The sequence below is a fragment of the Vibrio sp. 5S239 genome (assembly GCF_041439575.1).
GTDB lineage: Bacteria > Pseudomonadota > Gammaproteobacteria > Enterobacterales > Vibrionaceae > Vibrio > Vibrio kanaloae.
In genome coordinates this window covers 71,290-91,215 of the sequence record NZ_JBGOOM010000009.1, presented here as the reverse complement: position 1 = coordinate 91,215, position 19,926 = coordinate 71,290, and the positions used below count along the sequence as shown (strand labels likewise).

Annotated in this window: 17 protein-coding genes; 5 read left to right on the top strand and 12 right to left on the bottom strand. The window is 45.5% G+C overall.

Annotation, left to right across the window (positions count from 1 at the left end; genetic code table 11):
* Nucleotides 1–185 precede the first annotated feature (185 nt).
* From guaD to ACED48_RS09635, 8 genes are all read right to left on the bottom strand, one after another.
* Nucleotides 186–1,520, bottom strand: a complete 1,335-nt coding sequence (guaD, locus tag ACED48_RS09670; RefSeq protein ID WP_017054901.1) for a guanine deaminase — start codon at nt 1,518–1,520, stop codon at nt 186–188.
* Nucleotides 1,521–1,579: 59 nt separating this feature from the next.
* Complete coding sequence (xdhC, locus tag ACED48_RS09665; RefSeq protein WP_017054900.1) at nt 1,580–2,461, bottom strand: xanthine dehydrogenase accessory protein XdhC; 882 nt, start codon at nt 2,459–2,461, stop codon at nt 1,580–1,582.
* A gap of 54 nt (nt 2,462–2,515) precedes the next feature.
* The gene (gene xdhB / locus ACED48_RS09660) at nt 2,516–4,921 is read right to left on the bottom strand and encodes a xanthine dehydrogenase molybdopterin binding subunit (RefSeq protein ID WP_017054899.1); all 2,406 of its coding nucleotides are present in this window, start codon (nt 4,919–4,921) and stop codon (nt 2,516–2,518) included.
* A complete protein-coding gene (gene xdhA / locus ACED48_RS09655; RefSeq protein ID WP_032547848.1) occupies nt 4,914–6,359 on the bottom strand; it encodes a xanthine dehydrogenase small subunit in 1,446 nt (481 codons plus the stop codon). Before xdhA ends, xdhB begins: the two co-directional genes overlap by 8 nt.
* A 435-nt stretch (nt 6,360–6,794) precedes the next feature.
* Entirely contained in the window at nt 6,795–7,529 is a 735-nt protein-coding gene (locus tag ACED48_RS09650) for a GntR family transcriptional regulator (RefSeq protein ID WP_017054897.1), read from the bottom strand.
* Between the two features lie 214 nt (nt 7,530–7,743).
* Entirely contained in the window at nt 7,744–8,430 is a 687-nt protein-coding gene (locus ACED48_RS09645) for a DNA-3-methyladenine glycosylase I (protein ID WP_017054896.1), read from the bottom strand.
* Nucleotides 8,431–8,567: 137 nt separating this feature from the next.
* Nucleotides 8,568–9,194 carry an HD domain-containing protein gene (locus ACED48_RS09640; RefSeq protein WP_017054895.1) on the bottom strand — a complete coding sequence of 209 codons (627 nt, stop codon included), beginning with the start codon at nt 9,192–9,194 and terminating at the stop codon, nt 8,568–8,570.
* Nucleotides 9,195–9,389: 195 nt separating this feature from the next.
* A complete protein-coding gene (locus ACED48_RS09635) occupies nt 9,390–10,049 on the bottom strand; it encodes an HAD family phosphatase (RefSeq protein WP_017054894.1) in 660 nt (219 codons plus the stop codon).
* A 411-nt stretch (nt 10,050–10,460) separates the two neighbouring features.
* On the opposite strand from ACED48_RS09635, the gene ACED48_RS09630 reads away from it, so the two are divergent.
* Both ACED48_RS09630 and galM read left to right on the top strand, forming a co-directional pair.
* Nucleotides 10,461–11,789 carry an anaerobic C4-dicarboxylate transporter gene (locus ACED48_RS09630; protein WP_017054893.1) on the top strand — a complete coding sequence of 443 codons (1,329 nt, stop codon included), beginning with the start codon at nt 10,461–10,463 and terminating at the stop codon, nt 11,787–11,789.
* 181 nt (nt 11,790–11,970) lie between these two features.
* Nucleotides 11,971–13,035 (top strand): galactose-1-epimerase, encoded by a 1,065-nt coding sequence (galM, locus tag ACED48_RS09625; RefSeq protein WP_017054892.1) that lies wholly within the window; start codon nt 11,971–11,973, stop codon nt 13,033–13,035.
* A gap of 32 nt (nt 13,036–13,067) precedes the next feature.
* Here galM and ACED48_RS09620 read toward each other — a convergent pair whose 3' ends face one another.
* Complete coding sequence (locus ACED48_RS09620; RefSeq protein ID WP_017054891.1) at nt 13,068–14,075, bottom strand: LacI family DNA-binding transcriptional regulator; 1,008 nt, start codon at nt 14,073–14,075, stop codon at nt 13,068–13,070.
* A 213-nt stretch (nt 14,076–14,288) separates the two neighbouring features.
* On the opposite strand from ACED48_RS09620, the gene ACED48_RS09615 reads away from it, so the two are divergent.
* Both ACED48_RS09615 and ACED48_RS09610 read left to right on the top strand, forming a co-directional pair.
* A complete protein-coding gene (locus tag ACED48_RS09615) occupies nt 14,289–15,359 on the top strand; it encodes a cellulase family glycosylhydrolase (RefSeq protein WP_017054890.1) in 1,071 nt (356 codons plus the stop codon).
* Nucleotides 15,360–15,429: 70 nt separating this feature from the next.
* Nucleotides 15,430–16,818, top strand: a complete 1,389-nt coding sequence (locus tag ACED48_RS09610; protein ID WP_139151221.1) for an MFS transporter — start codon at nt 15,430–15,432, stop codon at nt 16,816–16,818.
* 127 nt (nt 16,819–16,945) lie between these two features.
* Here ACED48_RS09610 and ACED48_RS09605 read toward each other — a convergent pair whose 3' ends face one another.
* The 3 genes from ACED48_RS09605 to ACED48_RS09595 all read right to left on the bottom strand — a co-directional run bounded on the left by ACED48_RS09605 (nt 16,946) and on the right by ACED48_RS09595 (nt 18,978).
* Nucleotides 16,946–17,257 (bottom strand): DUF4144 domain-containing protein, encoded by a 312-nt coding sequence (locus ACED48_RS09605; protein WP_029626761.1) that lies wholly within the window; start codon nt 17,255–17,257, stop codon nt 16,946–16,948.
* Nucleotides 17,258–17,380: 123 nt separating this feature from the next.
* Nucleotides 17,381–18,172: a CLCA_X family protein gene (locus ACED48_RS09600; protein ID WP_032547847.1), complete on the bottom strand. Its 792-nt coding sequence runs from the start codon at nt 18,170–18,172 to the stop codon at nt 17,381–17,383.
* Nucleotides 18,173–18,276: 104 nt separating this feature from the next.
* A complete protein-coding gene (locus ACED48_RS09595; RefSeq protein ID WP_017054886.1) occupies nt 18,277–18,978 on the bottom strand; it encodes a flavin reductase family protein in 702 nt (233 codons plus the stop codon).
* A gap of 201 nt (nt 18,979–19,179) precedes the next feature.
* On the opposite strand from ACED48_RS09595, the gene ACED48_RS09590 reads away from it, so the two are divergent.
* Nucleotides 19,180–19,587 carry a hypothetical protein gene (locus tag ACED48_RS09590; RefSeq protein WP_017054885.1) on the top strand — a complete coding sequence of 136 codons (408 nt, stop codon included), beginning with the start codon at nt 19,180–19,182 and terminating at the stop codon, nt 19,585–19,587.
* The last annotated feature ends 339 nt before the right edge of the window (nt 19,588–19,926 follow it).

Genomic DNA, 19,926 nt, shown 5'->3' with positions numbered 1-19,926 from the left:
TCAATATAATGACTTGGCGTCACCGAAGATCGTTGTCTGTGAGCGGTTAATTTATATTTCTTTGAATGAAGCACAAAAAAGACCAGTGGCATCAGCAACTGGTCTTTAAAGGCTAGATAAATCTGGACGGATTTTTAATTAACGACGGCTTGTCGCTGTCTAGCGATTGTTACTCGGTTTTAAGCCTAACTAACGAGCTTTTTGTAATCTTTGAAATTCACGTCATAAGCTTTTTCGCCGTAGATGTAAGTCTCGCTGACGGTTCTGTCGTCACCTAAGCTCATTAGCACGAACAGTTTCTCTTCAAGCTTGGTCGCTTGCTCCATCCTGAAGCGCATCAATTGTGTGGCGTGTAAGTCGAGCACCACGAAATCCGCTTCTTTTCCGACTTCCAAGTTACCAATCTTGTCTTCTAAATGCAGCGAGCGAGCACCGCCTAGTGTTGCCAAGAACAGTGACTTAGCCGGGTGCAGCTTCTTATGCTGTAACTGCATGATCTTATACGCTTCACTCATGGTTTGAAGAATCGAGAAGCTGGTGCCTGCGCCAACATCAGTACCCACGCCGACACGAATGCCGTGTTCTTCCATTTCTGGTAATCTGAATAAACCTGAGCCTAAGAAAAGGTTAGAGGTTGGGCAAAATGCGATTGCCGAATCGGTATCCGCTAGGCGTTTGCATTCGCAATCTGATAAGTGAATACCGTGCGCGAATACCGAGCGTTTATGCAGCAGACCATAGTGGTCATATACATCTAGGTAACTGTCGCGCTCTGGGAACAGCGATTTCACCCACTCGATCTCTTTCTCATTTTCAGAAAGGTGAGTGTGCATGTACACGTCTGGGTATTCTTCTAGCAGTTTACCGACAGTAGCAAGTTGTTCTGGTGTGCTGGTTGGTGCGAAACGAGGTGTCACGGCGTAGTGCAAACGACCGCGTTTATGCCATTTCTCGATCAGCTCTTTTGAGTCGGCATAGCCTGATTCTGGAGTGTCGGTGAGGTAATCAGGCGCATTGCGATCCATTAAAACTTTGCCCGCAATCATACGTAGATTACGCTTCTCAGCTTCTTCAAAGAATACATTTACCGACTCTTTGTGTACCGTGCCGAATACGAGTGCTGTAGTTGTCCCATTGCTGGCTAGTTCGTCAAGAAACAGCTTGGCTACTTTTTGTGCGTAGACGGGGTTTTTAAAGCGCTTTTCTTCTGGGAAGGTGTAGTTCTCTAACCAATCAAGAAGCTGCTCACCGTAAGACGCGATCATCCCTGTTTGAGGGTAATGGATGTGCGTATCAATAAAGCCAGAGGTGATCAGCTTGTTTTTGTATTCTTTTACTTCGAGTGTTTTGGGTTGGCGAGCCAATACCTCGTCGGCATGACCTAAGTCGACGACATGGCCGTTCTCAACCACTAAAACACCATCTTCAAAATAGTCGTAAGACTCATCGATACCGACGTCTTTTGGGTCGGCGACGCTGTGTAAAATACTGGCGCGATAAGCTTTGCGTTGCGTTGTCATGTTTACTTCCTTTTAATGACTTCAGCGACGTTATGGCCGCTAAAGCTTTGCGACTTGTGTTAGGCGATCTTCTCTTCCAATGGTGGTTCGCCTACGTCGCTTGGTTGACTATGTTGATCGGTCAAATCCTGATTTCGATATTGTTTGGTTGGGCGCTTTTGTTCAAGGGCTTGGCCTTGATAGCGTGCGATCAGTTCACCCGCAACCGATACCGCAATTTCGGCAGGATGTTTGCCATTCACAGCACTAATACCAATCGGACAAAGCATGGTTTCGATTTGTTCTTGGCTGTAGCCGCGCTGCTCTAAGCGGAAGTCGAACTTCTTACGCTTGGTAAGCGAGCCGATCATGCCGAAGTAACGGCTGTCTTCACGGTCGATAATGGCTTTGGTTAGGTCAAAATCGAGCTGGTGGTTGTGCGTCATCACTAGGTAATAGCTGTTCGGCGGCATGTGTTTCACTTCACCGACGGGGTCGTCTGAGACAAGCTTCTTCACACCGTGTGGTAGCGTTTCAGGAAATACTTCTTCACGCTCATCAATCCAGGTCACACGGAAGGGTAGGGTTGCGACAATGTGCAGCAACGCTTTGGCAACGTGACCAGCGCCGAACAGCACAAGCTGGTTCTGCTGAGTGCCAATCGGTTCAAAGCTTAACGTCGCCATTCCGCCACAACATTGGCCTAAACGAGCGCCTAGGTTGAAGCGTTCTACTTTGAGTGATTTTTCGCTGGCAATCAGCATCTCGCGAGCCATTTTAGTGGCCACATGTTCAAGGTGACCACCACCAATCGTAGCGATGATTCGGTCACGAGTGACAAGCATCTTGGTACCCGCATCGCGTGGAACGGAACCTCTGTCTTCAAGCACTGTCACCATCACACACGGTTCGTAGTTCTCTTCCAGTTTTGCCAGTTCGTGAATCCAATTATCCTTAAACATATGTCCTCCTAAATCCCTTTTTATGCTTCCCAAGCTAAACGATCGATATGAGCCCTAAGCCGTTTCTGATTGTGCATCGACCGAAGTCGGAGCCGTTTCAGTTACTTCCTGAATCGCCATCAGAATGCGCTCTGGCGTTGCAGGTGTGTTGAGCTTAGGAATCGCGCCATCAACAGCTACGTAGCTTATTGCGTCTTTCAGTGCGCTCCATACCGACATACCCAACATGAAAGGGGGCTCACCCACGGCTTTCGAGTTGAAGACGGTGTCTTCTGGGTTGCTGCGGTTTTCTAAAAGGTGCGTTCTGAAATCAATTGGCATATCGGCAATCGCTGGGATCTTGTAACTTGCCGGGCCATTGGTCATCAAGCGGCCTTGCTGGTTCCAAACCAACTCTTCCGTTGTTAACCAACCGACACCTTGCACAAAGCCACCTTCGACTTGGCCGATATCAATCGCAGGGTTCAGTGAAGCGCCCACGTCATGCAAAATATCAACACGCAGAATCTTGTTCTCGCCGGTTAGGGTATCGATGATAACTTCTGAGCAAGAGGCACCATACGCGTAGTAGTAGAACGGACGACCGCGTGCTTTCTCGTGATCGTAATAGATCTTCGGAGTGCGGTAGAAACCGGTGCTCGATAGCGAGATTTGGTTAAACCAAGCCAGTTCAACAAATGAGTTGAAGGTCATGATCTCATCGCGGATCTGCACCATGCCGTTCTTAAATACCACCTCTTCAGGCCACACTTTGAAGTGCGAAGAAGCGAAGTCGATCAGGCGCTGCTTAATGGTTATTGCGGCGTTTTGCGCGGCCTTACCGTTGAGGTCGGCGCCCGATGAGGCTGCGGTTGGTGATGTGTTCGGAACTTTGTCTGTGTTTGTAGCGGTGATCTGGATACGTTCGACATCGACTTGGAACTCCTGTGCAACGATTTGTGCCACTTTGATGTTCAAGCCTTGCCCCATTTCCGTACCACCGTGATTCAAATGAATACTGCCATCGGTGTAGATATGGATGAGCGCACCTGCTTGGTTCAAGAAAGTCGCAGTAAACGAGATGCCGAATTTCACTGGTGTGATCGCTAGGCCTTTCTTCAAAATAGGGCTTTGCTTGTTGAACTCAGCGATTTCTTTACGACGTGCGTGATAGTCACTGCTGCGCTCAAGCTGTTCGGTTATCTCAGGTAAAAAGTTGTCTTCAACGGTTTGGTAGTAATGGGTCACGTTACGGCCTTCTTCGCCGTAGTAGTTCGCCTTACGTACTTCCAAAGGATCTTTTTTCAGGTAACGCGCAATCTCGTCCATGATGTGTTCAATGGTCATCATGCCTTGCGGGCCACCAAAGCCACGATAAGCGGTATTCGATGCTGTGTTGGTTTTGCATCGATGACCGACTACAGTTGCATCACCTAGATAATAGGCGTTGTCTGAGTGGAACATTGCGCGGTCGACGATAGAACTTGATAAGTCTGGCGAGTAACCACAGTTACCTGCAACGGTAATGTCGGCACCTTGAATCACACCATTGTCGTCAAAACCGACCGTATATTGGTTGTAGAACGGGTGGCGTTTACCAGTTTGCTGCATGTCTTCGTTACGTAGCAGACGCATTTTGGTTGGTCGTCCGGTGAGGTGAGCAATCACAGCTGCCATACATGCTGGAGAGGCTGCTTGAGTCTCTTTACCACCGAAACCACCACCCATACGACGCATATCAATCACGACTTTGTGCATCGGTACGCCAATCACTTCCGCAACCAACTTTTGAACTTCGGTCGGGTTTTGGGTCGAGGTGTACACGATCATGCCGCCATCTTCAGTTGGCATCACGCTACTGATTTGAGTTTCTAGGTAGAAGTGTTCTTGGCCACCGATCTCTAGGTCACCAGAAATTACGTGTTTTGCTTTTGCTAGTGCTGCTTTAGAGTCACCACGCTGTTGAGTGTGGCTCTCTGTGACGAAGTGTTCTTTCTCTAGCGCTTCTTTTACGTCAAGAATTGCAGGAAGCTCTTCGTATTCAATGATTGCAGCGTGTGCAGCTTTGCGCGCGGTTTCTAAATCGTTGGCTGCCACGGCAATCACAGGTTGGCCGTAGTATTCTACTTTGCCATCGGCAAGCAGTGGGTCACCAGGAAGAATCGCACCAATATCCAATTCACCCGGTACGTCTTTGGCTTGAATGGCAATTGCCACGCCTTCAAATTCGTAACACGGTGATAAATCTATTTTGGTGATGTTGGCGTGTGCTTGAGTGCTCAGGCGTGCATATACGTGCAGCTGATTTGGGAACTCTAGGCGGTCATCAATGTATACCGCTTCGCCCGTTACTTGCTTGGCTGCACTGTCGTGTTTAACGCTTTTACCTACGCCAGTTTTTAGGTCTTGTTTTGCAATGGTAACCATCTCTTCGTGGGTCATCGCATTGCTCTTGTGAACAGAGGAATTTGATTTAGACATAAGACGTTACCCTTGTTTCGATTTGGTTGTTTTTGTTCTGCTGTTCAATGAAGTAACGACGCAACATATTTGCTGCCGACAGTGAACGGTATTCTTGGCTGGCACGGAAATCAGATAGCGGCTCAAAGTCGTTATACAGTTCCTGCATTGCTAACTTAATATTAGCGTCTGTCCACGGTTTGCCTAATAACGTATTTTCACAACGCGCCGCGCGCTTAGGTGTTGCAGCCATACCGCCAAAGGCGATACGAGCGTAAGACACCTTGCCGTCTTCGATTTGAATATCAAATGCACCACACACTGCAGAGATATCATCATCTAAGCGCTTAGATAGTTTGTAGGCTCGGAAGCTATCGTTAGTTGGTTTAGGAATGATGATCTGTTCAATGAATTCACTCTCTTTTTGCGCCGTCACTTTGTAGCTGATGAAGTAGTCTTCAATCGGCATGGTGCGTGACTCGTCTCCGCAGCGAAGTTTGATTTTCGCGTCGAGAGCAATCAGCAGAGGAGGGGTATCTCCGATAGGTGAGGCATTGGCAACGTTACCGCCGATGGTGCCTTGGTTACGCACTTGCAGTGAGGCAAAGCGATGCAGCAGTTCACCAAAATCTGGGTAGTGTTTTTTCAGTAGTGAGTAAGAATCACTGATAGGTAGATTGGCACCAATGATTAAATCGGTGTCGGTCTCCTTGCATACCTTCATGTCTTCAACTAGGTTTACGCTGATCAGCGTTTCAATCTCACGATGGAATTGAGTCACTTCCAGTGCTAAATCCGTGCCGCCAGCAACCAGCTTAGCGTTCGGATGTGCTTGAAAAAGCTTGGCCAGCTCATCAGTGCTTTTCGGGGAAAAAGCGGTGAGGTGACCAAGGCGTAAGTTGGCCTCGGTGTCTTGAATATTTTCTAGCTTCTTGATGGTGTTGCGTTCAAGTTCAGCGAATTGGTCGATCAAAGGTTGGTCTGTTGAAAGCGACATCGCAGCATCAACAATTGGTCGGTAGCCCGTACAGCGACATAGGTTACCCGCCAGTGATTCCATGACGTCTTCTTTGCTCGCATCGGGTTTGTTCTTGCCTAGCGCAAACATCGACATGATGAAGCCAGGTGTGCAGTAACCACACTGTGAACCGTGAAAATCCACCACTGCTTTCTGCACTGGGTGCAAAGAGCGATCTCGGTTTTGTAGATCTTCTACTGTGATCAGTTGCTTTCCATGCAGCGCTGAAACGAACGTCAGGCAAGAGTTCACCGAGCGGTATTGCAGTTGTCCATCAACCACTTCACCCAGAACTACCGTACATGCACCACAGTCACCCGACCCACAACCTTCTTTTGTACCGGTTTTATTAACCTTGGTACGAAGGTAGTTGAGCACTGTCATATTCGGCGACAGATTATCTTCACATCTTATTTCCTGATTGAGCAAAAAAGTAATCAAGAGACCTCCTTGTAAATCGACATATTTCCATGTGTATTCTTTTTGACTTCTAACTCAATAATTATCCATCCTGACCCCTTGGTCAACTATTTATTTACAAAAATGCAACAAAGTCATTTAGTGTTAAATTGTATACAATGGATTTTTGGTTTTATTTATTTGTTTTATATAAGGTTTGCTGAGTTCTATAAGTTTTGAGGGATGAATATATTTTTAAGTATGTATACAAAAATATAGGATGTTTTGTTGAGGTGGGGCTCCTGTGCTATGTGCTTCTATAGACTTACTCAGGCTAGTAATAGCAAGGCGAACAAGGAAGTTAGGCATGATTTCTAACGATGGAGGAGGGTTTCACGTATAAAAAGAGAAGTAAACGTTGAGGCTTACTTCTCTCCTGTTTTGTAAACAAAAGTTGTTAATCGCTTGCTGAATCTTCTATGACTTGCTCTTAAGCAGATCAGAGAACACCACATGCAGGTCACTAGAAGCCGTACTGCTGTCTAGGTTGAGTTTAGAACGAATGTGGCTTAGGTGCTCGTGCATCAATTCTACCGCTTGTTGTTCGTTACCAGACTCAATCGCATCCAGTAACCCTGAGTGTTCGTCTAGAGAACAGTTTGAGTGGTTACCTGTTTCGTATTGAGCGATCAGCAGTGATGTTTGCGACACTAAACTGCGTTGGAAAGCGAGCAGAGGTGCGTTTTCTGCCATTTCTGCCAGTTTAATGTGGAACTCACCAGACAATCGTAAACCAGAGCCATAGTCGCCTTGGTCGAAGGCGCAGTTCTCTTTCGCGACCAACTTTCTGCACTCTTCTATCTGTGTTTTGGTCGCGTTTTTCACAGCAAGCTCAGTGATCGCTATCTCCATCACTTCACGTGCTTTAAATATCTGTTTGGCTTCGTCTACTGTGGGGGCTGCAATCACGGCACCTCGGTTAGGGCGGATCACGACAACTTGCTCTAACGAGAGACGTAGCAAGGCACGACGGATGATAGTACGGCTTACACTGAAGATATCTGCTAGCGCTTCTTCGCTTAGTTTTGTGGCCGGTGGCAGCCTTTGTTCTAATATCGCGTCGAAGATATGGCAGTAAACAACATCGTCTTGAGTTTGGCCGGTTACTTTCGTTTTTACACCTTTGGAGACAGAGTTTTTGAGAGCTGTCATAGAGATAAGGGCCCTTGTTTAGTCGAAGAGGGTGGCTCGAGTATATTTCATGAGTGTTACTCTATATTGTATACATTTATCTATACAATGCTACTGAATGAAAGTGCGATACACGCTGGTTTGTTAATGATTTATAACATGTAGTTTGCACAAAGACAGGTGCATATCGAGCAGCATGAGATTGTGTAACAGCGATACGAGGGTGTTTTCGTAACTAAACTCGATTGTCACCACAGCTGTATGCCACGATCTGGCTGATCTCGCTCAGGCTACGTCCTGATTGCTGCTGCCACTCGTTGAAAGCTTTACTTGCCGCGACTTGTGCTCGCTTGGTGTTACGACCGCTATCGATCACATCGGTACTGCGTAGGTGCGCTTCAACGTCCGATGACAAGATGAAGGTATCTTTACCCATTTGGCGCAGAGTGTAGGCACCAGTATTACCACCTAATCGCTTGCCGTGTTTCTTCAGATAATCCCAAAGTTCTGTGATGTGTTCTGAAGGCCAGTCGGCAACCATTTGTGAGAAGGAATCCGCTTCACGCTTGGCGTTGTGAATCATGGTGGCATTGGCAGGGATAGTCATCACCTTAGTCAGGTGGCGAATAATGCGCGGGTCTTGCGCTTTCTGCTCCCACATTTCATTCGGTAGCATCAGCATCTTTTCGATGTCGAATTCAAAGAACACTTCTTCGAATTGCGGCCATTTCTTTCTCACCACATTCCACGAAATACCACACTGGAATACCTTTTCGGTAAAGGCGGCTAGCCAACGGTCGTCGGTGATTTGCGATAGCTCGGCTTGGGAAAGGGGCGCGCGAACAATCTTTTTGAGCTCGGCCGCTCCGCCTTTACGGTGAGCTGCGCGTTGATAAATAGTGTCGAATTTTTCTTGGGTCATTGGAGGTTCCAAATTACATCTGTGTAGCCAATGCTTAATGATATGGGGTCAAACTTGCAGATGAAAAGTAGCCTAAGCTACTTACTGTCTTCAAATCAATTAAACAAAACAGCTAAATAGTTTTAAGCCGCAAGGTGTTATACCTCTGAGGCCAGTTGATCAAGAAAACCGCGCATGTAGTCGGTGCGCTTGTTGGCTTCTAATTTGGCGGATTCTGTATTCATGGTTTCAGCCAGCTTGAACAGTTTCACGTAGAAATGGTCGACGCTGTAATGCTTGTCATCCAAGTCACGATGTTCAGCGAACGGGTCTTCGTGGTTATAAAGCTCTGCGTTAAAGCTTTGACCAACGTATAGGCAGCGAGCAATGCCAATCGCACCGAGCGAATCTAGGCGGTCAGCATCTTGAACAATTTGAGCTTCCAAGGTTTCTGGTGTGATGTTAGCGCTGTAACTGTGCGTGACAATCGCATGATGGATCTCATCAAGATAGGACGCGGGATACTCGATAGATTTGAGGAAAGAGATCGCCTTGTCTGCTGCCATTTGCGAGCTTTTGGCTCTGTCTGGGTGATTCTTGGGAAAGGTGAAACAATCATGAAGGTAAGCAGCAGGCAGAACGACCTCAAGCTTAGCTTGTTCTTGAGTACATAAAGCCTTAGCAGTTTTGACTACTCGCTTGATGTGGCTGATATCATGCGCCGCATCTTGTATCATTTCTTGTTGTGCAAAATCAAGCAGTTGGCTTTCAAGTTTTTCAATCACGCGTCTCTTTCTCCATTTTTAGACGTTATCAATGTTGCTTATCGATCCGTGTCGTTTCATATCGACTTTAACAGTTTCAAGCGCGAGTTTTTATCTTTTATAAAAGGAATACCCACAAAAAAACCGACTCTGTGAGTCGGCTTAATAGAAAGGTTATTCTGTGTTGATTAAAGCGTTATCAACGGTAATCAGAGCTTAAGCGGCGGCTTGTTGAAGCTGCGCTAACACATGATGCAGAGAAGGGCTGATGGTGTGTCCAAGCGCTTTTACTTCGTCACATGGTTCTACTAAATCAGGGATTTGGAAGCTGATCATGTTCGCTGCCATCGATGCGCGAATGCCGTTGTTTGAATCTTCAAATGCAAGACAAGTTTCAGGAGCAACGCCTAGGCGCTCAGCCGCCAGCAAGTAAATCTCTGGGTGAGGTTTACCGTGAGTCACTTCGCAGCCTGTACTTAATGAGGTGAAGTAAGAATCCAGACCAGCCAACTCAAGCTTCTTCTTTGCGATATCGAGCTGAGTAGAGGTTGCCACCGCGATTGGAATGTTATTCGATTTTAGCCACTCTAGCAGCTCAATCACACCATCTTTTACAGGGATAGCTTGATGCTTAACAATCGCACTGTAGCGCGTGCGCCATTCGTTATTCAGTGCTGGGTAGTCTAGGTTTTCACCGTAGCCATTTCTAAAGATCTGTTCAATGGTTTTTGCGTTGCAACCAATGATGCCTAGATAAACATCTTGTAAAAATGGCACCCCTTGCGCGTGACATGCTTCTTCAAAAATTTGCATACAAAGCCGCTCGGTGTCGAGCAGCAATCCATCCATGTCAAAAATAGCGGCTTGAAAATTCATATCCGTGGTTCTTTATGTGTTGTCGTCATCAGGGGGATTATTTTGACATAGTGTCTAGGGATAGGCGAGTCAGCGTTGAGTAATAATCAGAGGAGTTGGCGATGTAATATGCCACTAAATGACTTGGAATGTGATTGATTTTAGTTTGAATAATATCGTTAAGTTATGAGTATGGTATTTTATAGGCCATGCTGTTCTAACAGATACAATAATGGTTATCATACATAACAACTATAGGTCTATCGGCTAGATTACTATTACAATTCATAAACTTACAGTCTTGTTAGCGTGACCATTATCTTATAAAAAACAATTAGCGTGAGCCTGAAATAAGAGTGTGATCAAACAATAAGTAAATTGCTGAACTTACCGAGAAAATAGTACTAGTCCATATTTTTCGTAAGGTTGCTTATGTTGTACTTTGAGTTTCTATTTTTATTAGTTGTACTTTATATCGGGTCCCGGTATGGCGGTATTGGCTTAGGTGTTGTTTCTGGTATTGGCTTGGTTATTGAGGTGTTTGTCTTCAAAATGCCACCAACGTCTCCACCTGTCACCGTAATGCTGATTATCCTCGCGGTTGTTACCTGTGCTTCTATTCTTGAAGCGGCTGGTGGCTTGAAATACATGCTGCAAGTAGCCGAAAGGGTGTTAAGGAAGAATCCGAAACGCGTTACCTTGATAGCTCCGTTTGTTACTTACTCGATGACTTTCCTGTTAGGTACTGGCCATGCGGTTTACTCAATCATGCCTATCATTGGTGATGTAGCACTAAAGAACGGTATTCGTCCTGAGCGCCCGATGGCGGCGGCGTCAGTTGCGTCTCAACTAGCGATTACCGCATCGCCAATCTCGGCGGCTGTGGTCTATTACCTTGCGCAACTTTCAGATGTCCAACACTCTATTACTCTGCTTTCTATTCTGTTGGTTACGGTTCCTGCGACATTGTTCGGTACATTCTTATTATCTTTGTACAGCTTGAAACGCGGTAAAGAATTGAACGACGATCCTGATTATCAAGCGCGCTTGAAAGATCCTGAGTGGAAAAAGCGTATTGAAAACACGACGGCGACATCTTTGGATGAAGTACTGCCAACTTCGGCTCGTAATGCGGTTTTGATTTTCCTACTTTCAATTGTCGTGATTGTTATTGTGGCGATGGTGCCTGAGATCAGAACCATCGTAGACGGCGACAAGCCAATCAAGATGTCGGTGATCATCCAAATGATGATGCTCTGCTTCGGTGGTATCATCTTATTGGCGACCAAAACTGACCCGCGTGATGTGCCAAATGGCGTGGTATTCAAATCCGGTATGGTGGCGGCGATTGCTATCTTCGGTATTGCTTGGATGTCGGATACTTACTTCCAGTACGCAATGCCTCAGTTCAAATCGGGCATCGTGGAAATGGTCACCAACTACCCATGGACGTTCGCGTTAGCGCTATTCATCGTATCGGTTGTGGTGAATTCTCAAGCCGCGACTGCACGTATGATGTTACCTGTTGGCCTTGGCTTAGGGTTAGATCCAGCACTGCTTATCGGTTTGATGCCAGCAGTTTATGGCTACTTCTTTATTCCGAACTACCCATCAGATATCGCAACGGTGAACTTCGATGTGTCTGGCACCACCAAGATTGGTAAGTGGTACTTCAACCACTCATTCATGTCGGTTGGTTTAATCGGTGTCGTCGGCGCATGTTGCTTAGGTTACGCACTGGCTCAGATTTTTATCGCTTAATGTATTAGCGAGGCTATAAACGAAAAACAGCGCCTAATTTGGCGCTGTTTTTGTATCTGACGCTTGAAAAGGTATGTGAATTAAGTAAAAGGCTACCTAGTTCAAAATATTAGCTAATATTATTAGTTTTGGGTGGGTTAGTGGTGATATAACGCTATTTTTGTGAGACGAAGAGGCACTAATGATTACTAACTTTGAGCAATTAGAGCAAGACATGGCGTCCACTCCATCGTTTGATGGTCAGTTAGCTAAACTGGTTCACCTCAAGAACAGCAATGGAATGAGTGCATCATTCATGGATATTGGAGCTACTTGGCTGAGTTGTTCTATGCCAGTGAATGAAGAAGCTCGAGAGGTATTACTTCGCTCGCCTAATATGGTTGAACATATGGAGCAGAGCGCTTATTTCGGGGCGATTGTTGGGCGTTTTGCAAACCGTATCGCTAAAGGCCAATTCGAACTTGAAGGGAAGCACTACCAACTCGGGGTGAATAATGGTGAAAACTCATTACATGGTGGACTAGAGGGCTTTGACAAAAAGCGTTGGAGCATTGTTGAACAAAGTGCACAAAAGGTAGTGTTTACTCTTCATACCAAAGATGGTGATCAAGGGTATCCGGGTAATCTTGCTGTCAAAGTTACCTACTCTCTAACGGATGACAACCAAGTATCTATTTCTTATGAAGCCAATACCGATAAGACTTGCCCCGTTAACTTAACCAGTCATGCTTACTTTAATTTGGCTGGTGAGGCTTCTGGTTCGAAAAGCTTGGATCATGTATTGCAGTTGAGTTCAGGCCATTACTTACCAACGGATCAAGGCTTAATCCCAACGGGAGAAATTAAGGCGGTTAAGGATACGAGTTTTGATTTTTCACAAGCAAAGCTCATTGGGCGGGATTTTCTGACTGAGTCGGACCAGAAAATGGCTGGTGGTTATGATCATGCCTTTGTTTTTCAGCAGGAAGTGACTGATGGGGAATCGACAGCAGCGATACTCATATCGCCCAATAAAGACCTTATAATGAGGGTGAAAACAACAAAACCAGCAGTACAATTTTATTCAGGAAACTTTTTGGCAGGGACACCCGGTAAGAGCAAACACTACGAACTGTATGATGGGCTTGCTCTGGAAACACAATACCTTCCAGATGGTCCTAATAAGCCCGAGTGGGGTTGTAAGAGAGGTGTATTAAACCCGGAGGAAACCTACCAACATCAAACGGTTTATCAGTTTGAGTTTTAGGTGTTAATGGTGGGCTATGCGCCCACTTTGTCCTACTTGGTCGAGGAGGTACGGATAATCAATTCGCCTTCCACTTTTCGTTTGCTCGATAGCAAGGGTTGTTTCTCAATCAGCGCCATTAAGGATTCAACCGCTAGTTTACCCATATCTGAATAAGGCAACTCAACAGATGTTAATGCAGGGAAGCTTTCTGACGCGATCTGTTGATTGTCGTAGCCCACTACCGCGACATCTTGAGGGATCTTAAGCCCTAGTTCAGCCAGTGCTTGATAGCACCCCATCGCCATGTAATCACTGCCACAAAAGATAGCTTCTGGTGGTTGAGCTGACTTAAACAAAGCTAATGTCTGCTGATGTGCTTCTTTTAAAGACCAACTAGCTTCAGCTAAGTAATCACTATTTGGGATAATGTCCGCATCAATTAGCGCCTGACGGTAGCCTTCGCTTCGCTGTTGACTTGCCAGCATCCAATTCTCGCCTGTGAGCATAGCAATGCGACGATAGCCTTGCTGCGTGAGGTGAGAAACGGCTTTGTAAGCACCAATCATATCGGCAGGCAAAATACTTGGTGTATCACTAAGGCTTTCATTGGTGCAATTTAAGAGCACTGTTGGTAGCGTCGTATTAACTCTTTGTTGTTCAAGGTCTCGAGTCATACTCGATGCATAAACCAAACCTGCGTAATCACCGCTGTTGATTTCCGCCTCAATCTTACTCGCTAGTACTTCATCGTGGCTGTAATTAAACGTCACTAAAATATAGTCATTCGCCCAAGCCTCTTCACGCGCAGCGTTAATAGCGTCAATGAAAGGGTCATAACTCGATAGTCCGTTGATAACCAAAGCGACTTTTTTAGGGCGACCTAGCGCATGAGCCACTTTTTTATTTCTGTAGCCCAATGATTCTGCGGTTTCAAGCACCTTGTGTTTGGTGATATCAGCAATCTTGACTGATGTTGAGCCGTTTAACACCAAGGATACGGTTGATTGTGACACGCCTGCTGCTGCCGCTATGTCACTCATGGTTACTTTCTTAGCCATTGCTCATCTTGTAGGTAATTCTCTTAACTAAAGATATTAGCTAAAGATTTCATTCGGGTCATCCTCTAAAGACTTTGATCACAAGTTTCTAACTGAGAAACCTGAAAGCTGTGATGGCTGCCACGTTTACTCCTAGAACGTATAGCGGTTAAATTATTAGTTAATATATTAGCTAATATTATTAGTTGATGTGTTATTTTTAAGGTGAGCAAGATGCAAAAGTGGTCCGAAGATAAAGCGTGGCAATGGCAGAAGGAACATGGCTGGTTGCGTGGCTTTAACTATTTACCGAGAACAGCCGTGAATTGGAATGAAATGTGGCAGGCCGACTCATTTTCACCAGAAATAATGGAACAGGAGTTGGCGTGGGCGAGAGAGGTTGGCTACAACACGCTGCGTACCAATTTGCCTTTCATTGTGTGGCAGGTTGACCGTCAAGGGCTGCATGAGCGCATTGAGCACTTCTTAGATATTTGTGAACAAAACCAGATCAAGGTGATGATGACCCCAATGGATGATTGTGGTTTTTCTGGTGACCACCCATATCTTGGTAAACAAAAGTCACCAGTGCCAGATCTCCACAATAGCCAAGCTGCGGCAAGCCCTGGTCGTAATGTTGTGATGGATAAGTCGCAATGGAGTGACGTTGAGACTTACATTCGTGACATCATCTCAACATACAAAAATGACCCGAGAATTGTCATTTGGGATCTCTACAACGAACCGACCAACCGCATGATCTTTACCTCGAATGGTGAACTTGCTTATGACGAAGAGCTGGAAAGATTCAGCCATGAATTGATGGTAAAAGCCTTCGAGTGGGCGCGCGCCGAAAGCCCATCACAACCTCTAACGGTAGGGGCATGGCACGCTCCGAGCATTTTGGATCGTAGTTTACCTATTTATGAACATCCAACAGACTGTAAAGCAATGGAGCTATCTGACATCATCACGTTCCATGCTTATTTGCCGATAGACCTATTCTACGAAGCCGTTGAAATTATTGAAAAATACAACCGCCCAATGATGTGTACTGAGTGGCTAGCGCGTCACGCTGAATCCCATCTTCACGAACAACTTCCTATTTTCCACGATAAATCAATTGGTTGCTATCAATGGGGCTTAGTCAAAGGCAAGATTCAAACGCATCTGCCTTGGCCTGAGATCAAACGCAATGACAGCAACTATGCAACTCGATGGTTCCACGACCTGCTTGATGAGCAAGGACAGCCATATGACCCAAGCGAAGTGCAATTAATCAAAAGACTCGCAGAAGTGGATTAATTGCCTGTGAGCCAGACGTAAGTACTGGCTCGTTAGCCAATCTATAATGAACTAAATTGAGACGTGAACTATGACTACTCTACAAAACAAATTAAACAATAAGGAGCTGATGTCCTACTTCGGCTACGGGGTAGGCCAGTGCTTTAGCTTTGGCCTCGTCGGCTCCTTTATTCTCTATTTTTATACCGATATCTTGGGTATATCGCCGATTGCCGCGAGTACGATATTTTTGATTGCTCGTGTGTGGGATGCTGCCAATGACCCTTTGATAGCGGGCTACATGGATACATTAGAATCTCGTTTTGGTAAATTCCGTCCTTACATGTTGTTCACACCATTCCTTATCGTGTTGGTAACGATCGCTGCTTTCTACAATATTGATGCCGACACTTCAACGAAAGTTATGTATGCGGGTATCACTTATATTCTTTGGGGTACGCTATATACCATCTCAGATGTACCGTTTTGGTCGATGTCCTCTGTAATGACGGATGAGCCTCAAGAGCGCGCGAAAGCGGCAACATGTGCCATGCTAGGTGTTAATGCAGGCATTGGTGCAACGTTAGTAATTTTTCCTAAATTGAGCGCTTACTTCGCTGATGGCCGTGCGGACCAAGGATACTTACCAGCTGTTGTCGTATTGATGATCGCTGGTTTGTTATTCATGTTGAACGGCTTTTACAACACCAAAGAGCGAATCTCTACCGCCAGTTGTGAAAAGGTGACCTTAAAGCAGACTTTCCAAGCTGTACGCAAGAATAAACCTCTGTTCTTTATTCTTGCTGCCTTCTTCATGAATGTTTTCTTCAACCTAGTGAATGGCTTATACATATTCTTCTTTACGTACAATATGGGTGATGCGGGGCTTGTCTCGTTAATTGGTACCATTACTTTGGTCAGTGCGATTGCTTGTTTAGCCACGCCGGTGTTGACCAAGCGTTTTAAAAAGCGTGACATTTTTATCGCTCTTTGTGTACTCGAAATTATTGCTCGAATCGGTTTCTATATGACGGGTTATGATAGCCAAATAGCTGTGATGACGTGGCTTGCTGTGATCACTGGCATCTTCATGATGACTAACCCTCTTATTTCGGCAATGATCGCAGACACCGTGGAATACTCTTATTATCACAGTGGTAAACGTACAGCGGCGATCACCTTCTCAGGTCAGACATTTACAGGTAAATTATCCGTTGCGGTAGCAGGCGGTTTAACAGGTCTCATTCTGACAACTATTGGTTATGTTCCAAATGCGGAGCAAACAGAAACAGCATTGAATGGTATGTTCTTTTGTATTGCTTTACTGCCGGCTCTGGGGGCTTTGGTGCGTATTTTTATCATGTCTCGTTACACGTTTACGGAAGATCAACATGCAATCCTTCGTGAGAAACTACAACGTGGTGAGTTTGCAGAAGGTGTCGCAGAGCAACTAGCAACGACGCAAAAGGCGACGACTTAATCGGTTTAGCTAGAGTTACTGATTGAACTTTAAAAGAAGAGGTCAAGCCATGCGGCTTGACCTTTTTACATTTGTACTTAGAGCTAAAACCATTTCATAAACTTAATGGGACGAACCGTTGAACGAATTAGGCCAAAGACTGAATCGCTTCTTCTATCGTTAGGAAGTGGATCTTCATTAGGCACACTTCGGCTTTTTGGAACTCGTGATTTCGAATCAGTTTAGTCACGCTTTCAACCGAATACTGGTGTGCTCGTTTCGCTAGAGACAGTTGATTTAAGCTCGATTGAAGTGCGTAGCTGTCACCTTCAGAATCGATGAGGTAATCATCTTCGCACACGATCATGTCTGAGCATTCTGCCTGAAAATCATTCTCGGATGCGACGTAAATAAGCTCATCATCACCGTCGAGTTTTACCAAAGATGGCCAATTGATCATTAATGCCTCTAAATTACGTATGTTGAAGTTTGTGTCGACTATAAACGCTTTCGAACCTTTGGTCATGTGCTGTCCAAAATGATTCATCGCTTTGTTTATCCAGAATGTTACTGGCGCAAGGGGCTACTTACTTAAAGATCGTCCTAACGGAGCAAAATAGCCCAGCATCGCATTGTAGATTCCCTCTCGATGTGCGAGATCAGGATAAAGAGGGAACATATCTGGTTTGGTTGTGCCATCGACCAGATACGAGTTTTCGATATCTGAGCAGGATTCTATGGCGGACTCAAAGGCGCGAGCCATCATCTCAGTTGGCAGTGAGAAGTAGCGTGCAGATGTCGCTTTATCAGCAATGACACTTCGAGCCACGTAGTCGTGTTTATCCAGGTTGTTGTCGCTTAGCAGGGTAGCATCGAATAGAGACATCAAACTCTCGTTTAATGGATGGGGCCGTACTTTTCGACCGTGTAGCCAACAGTCGGTGGCAAATAAGGTGTGTTTTCGTGGGCCAGAGGTATCACCAATCTCAAACGCTTTCTCAGCAATGTAATGGTCAAACGCATGCCAAAATTCGTGGGCGAGCGCGCCAGCTCCTGCGTTCTTGGCGAGTGCTAATTCACGTTGGTTGGGCGCGTAGTGTGCCTGCACGCCTTTTCTGCCGCCACTCCCGAACGCCAAACCTAATGTGCCACGCAGGCCAATCGCTTCTGGTGGCAGAGCCAAGATGTAAGCTAGGTCTGCTAGCGAATCGAATATCAGATTGGCGGCCAGCTCTTTCTCTTCTTTGGTGACCCAAGCGCCCACACGAATGCTGCCCATACCGAAAGTCTGCTTAATGTCCATAAAAGACACCTGGTCGCCATGTCGGTAGTCTGGGCCTTTGCGCGTCTTGTATTTAAAGTGGGTTAACTTCAAAGTAGTCCTTGGAATTGGGTGCAAAGTGCAGGGTTTAGATGCCGTGTCGCCATGTTGTAGGACAACTGGGTTAAGCAGAGAAAGTTAGCACTTTTCGCGGCCAATTACAGAACAAAATGAGTTAGATTGAATTCAAAAGCCTCCCATGAAGTTGGACTGCCTTCTCGTGTCAGCGGAAACAGAGACTTGTCTGGCTTGGCATAGCTTAACCGGTGCAGCCTTTGCGTAACATGGTAGCTGTCAAGCCCAGAGATTGTGACTAAATCTAACGCTTCTAAATCAAGGTAGCCATCGGGCATCATGACACGCTTGGGGGCTTGAATCGTAATAACTTTACCAATCAACATTTGTGTTTGATTGCTCTCTATTGATATCTGCTCTTTCAAAACCAAACCTATTTTGAGAGCACTTTCTAATACGAACGGAGCGGGGAACATGTCGTCATAGTAAGGAGTGAGCCCGACAGCTTTGAATTCGGATGTCGACTTTGGATAACGAGCCGAGGTTTGATGCGCTTTTTGAACAAAGTCAGCGCCGATGCTGTTAATGGTGAAGTGTCGAGTTTCTAGGATATTCTCTAACGTGTGGCGGCGACTTTCTGCAGGTCGGACTATGAAGCCAAACAAAGGTGGATTCGAACCCATATGAACCACAGAACTCACCACAGCAAGATTTTCTAGCCCTTGTTTATCACAGGTACCAATAAGGTTTGCGCTTTTGAATCCCGATAGGGAATTAATGAAACGAGCACGCTCACGTTGATCCATCGCTTGGATATCTTGTCCTGAAAGGGTCATGTCCTTCATATCTTCTCTTCTTCTCATTTTTGTTTTTCGACGACTTGTTTATCAACTGAACTATATGTACGCAATGTAGCTTTCTAGCGATCAGCTAGTCTTTGCCACTAGGTTCAAACTAGAAAGGTACGAACTCATTCAATTTGTTATTGCAGCGGTTTGCTATTGAGCGATACCATATAGGGCTATTTCTTTGGTAAAGATTTAATTATGTCAGATGAAAAACTCGCACTAGAGTGGATGCGTCAACAAGCTCATAAAGTTGACCCCTACGTTATCGATCCATCTTTTGATGAATGCGTTGAACTACTTGATCCCGCTTTCAAGAAGGGCAAAAGTGTAGCCCAACTAAAATATCTGTTATCAGAAGCGGATCGCAGGGCGGGCGCGGCAGAGCGTAAACATGCAGCCTTAAAGTATGCCAAAGAAAAAAGCCCAAATGCAGGTCAGATCCTGCGTCTGCAAAGCAAGCTTCAACAAGTTCAGTTGGCATTGAAATTGGCGACTGGCGACAACAATATGACCATATCCCAGTTCTGTGCAGAATACGATGTCTCCAAGCGCGACGGCAATACGGCATGGAATGAGAAACTGGTTGAGCAGGGCAAGAGGAAGTAGTCTTTTAAACGCTTTACTCTTCTATAAACTGTCACGTTAGTTAATGTCATACACTTTTCAAAAAACGACCTATTGTTACCAACGAACGCCTTTCTAAAGCCTGAAAAATCGCTTCTCAGGCTTTAATTTTTATAGCCAACCTGTTGCATTTTTTAGCGCCTTTCCTAATTATCGTACTGGATTTCCTCTCTATTTTTCTGAGATAGCTAATGTGCGCGAGACACTATTTTTCGCCCATTAATCAATTTCACTTGTGACAAAGTTATCAGAATTATGTATTTTCGGTAACGTTCCCGAAAGTATCGATCTATCATCCACCCAGATACAAAAAGTGAAGTA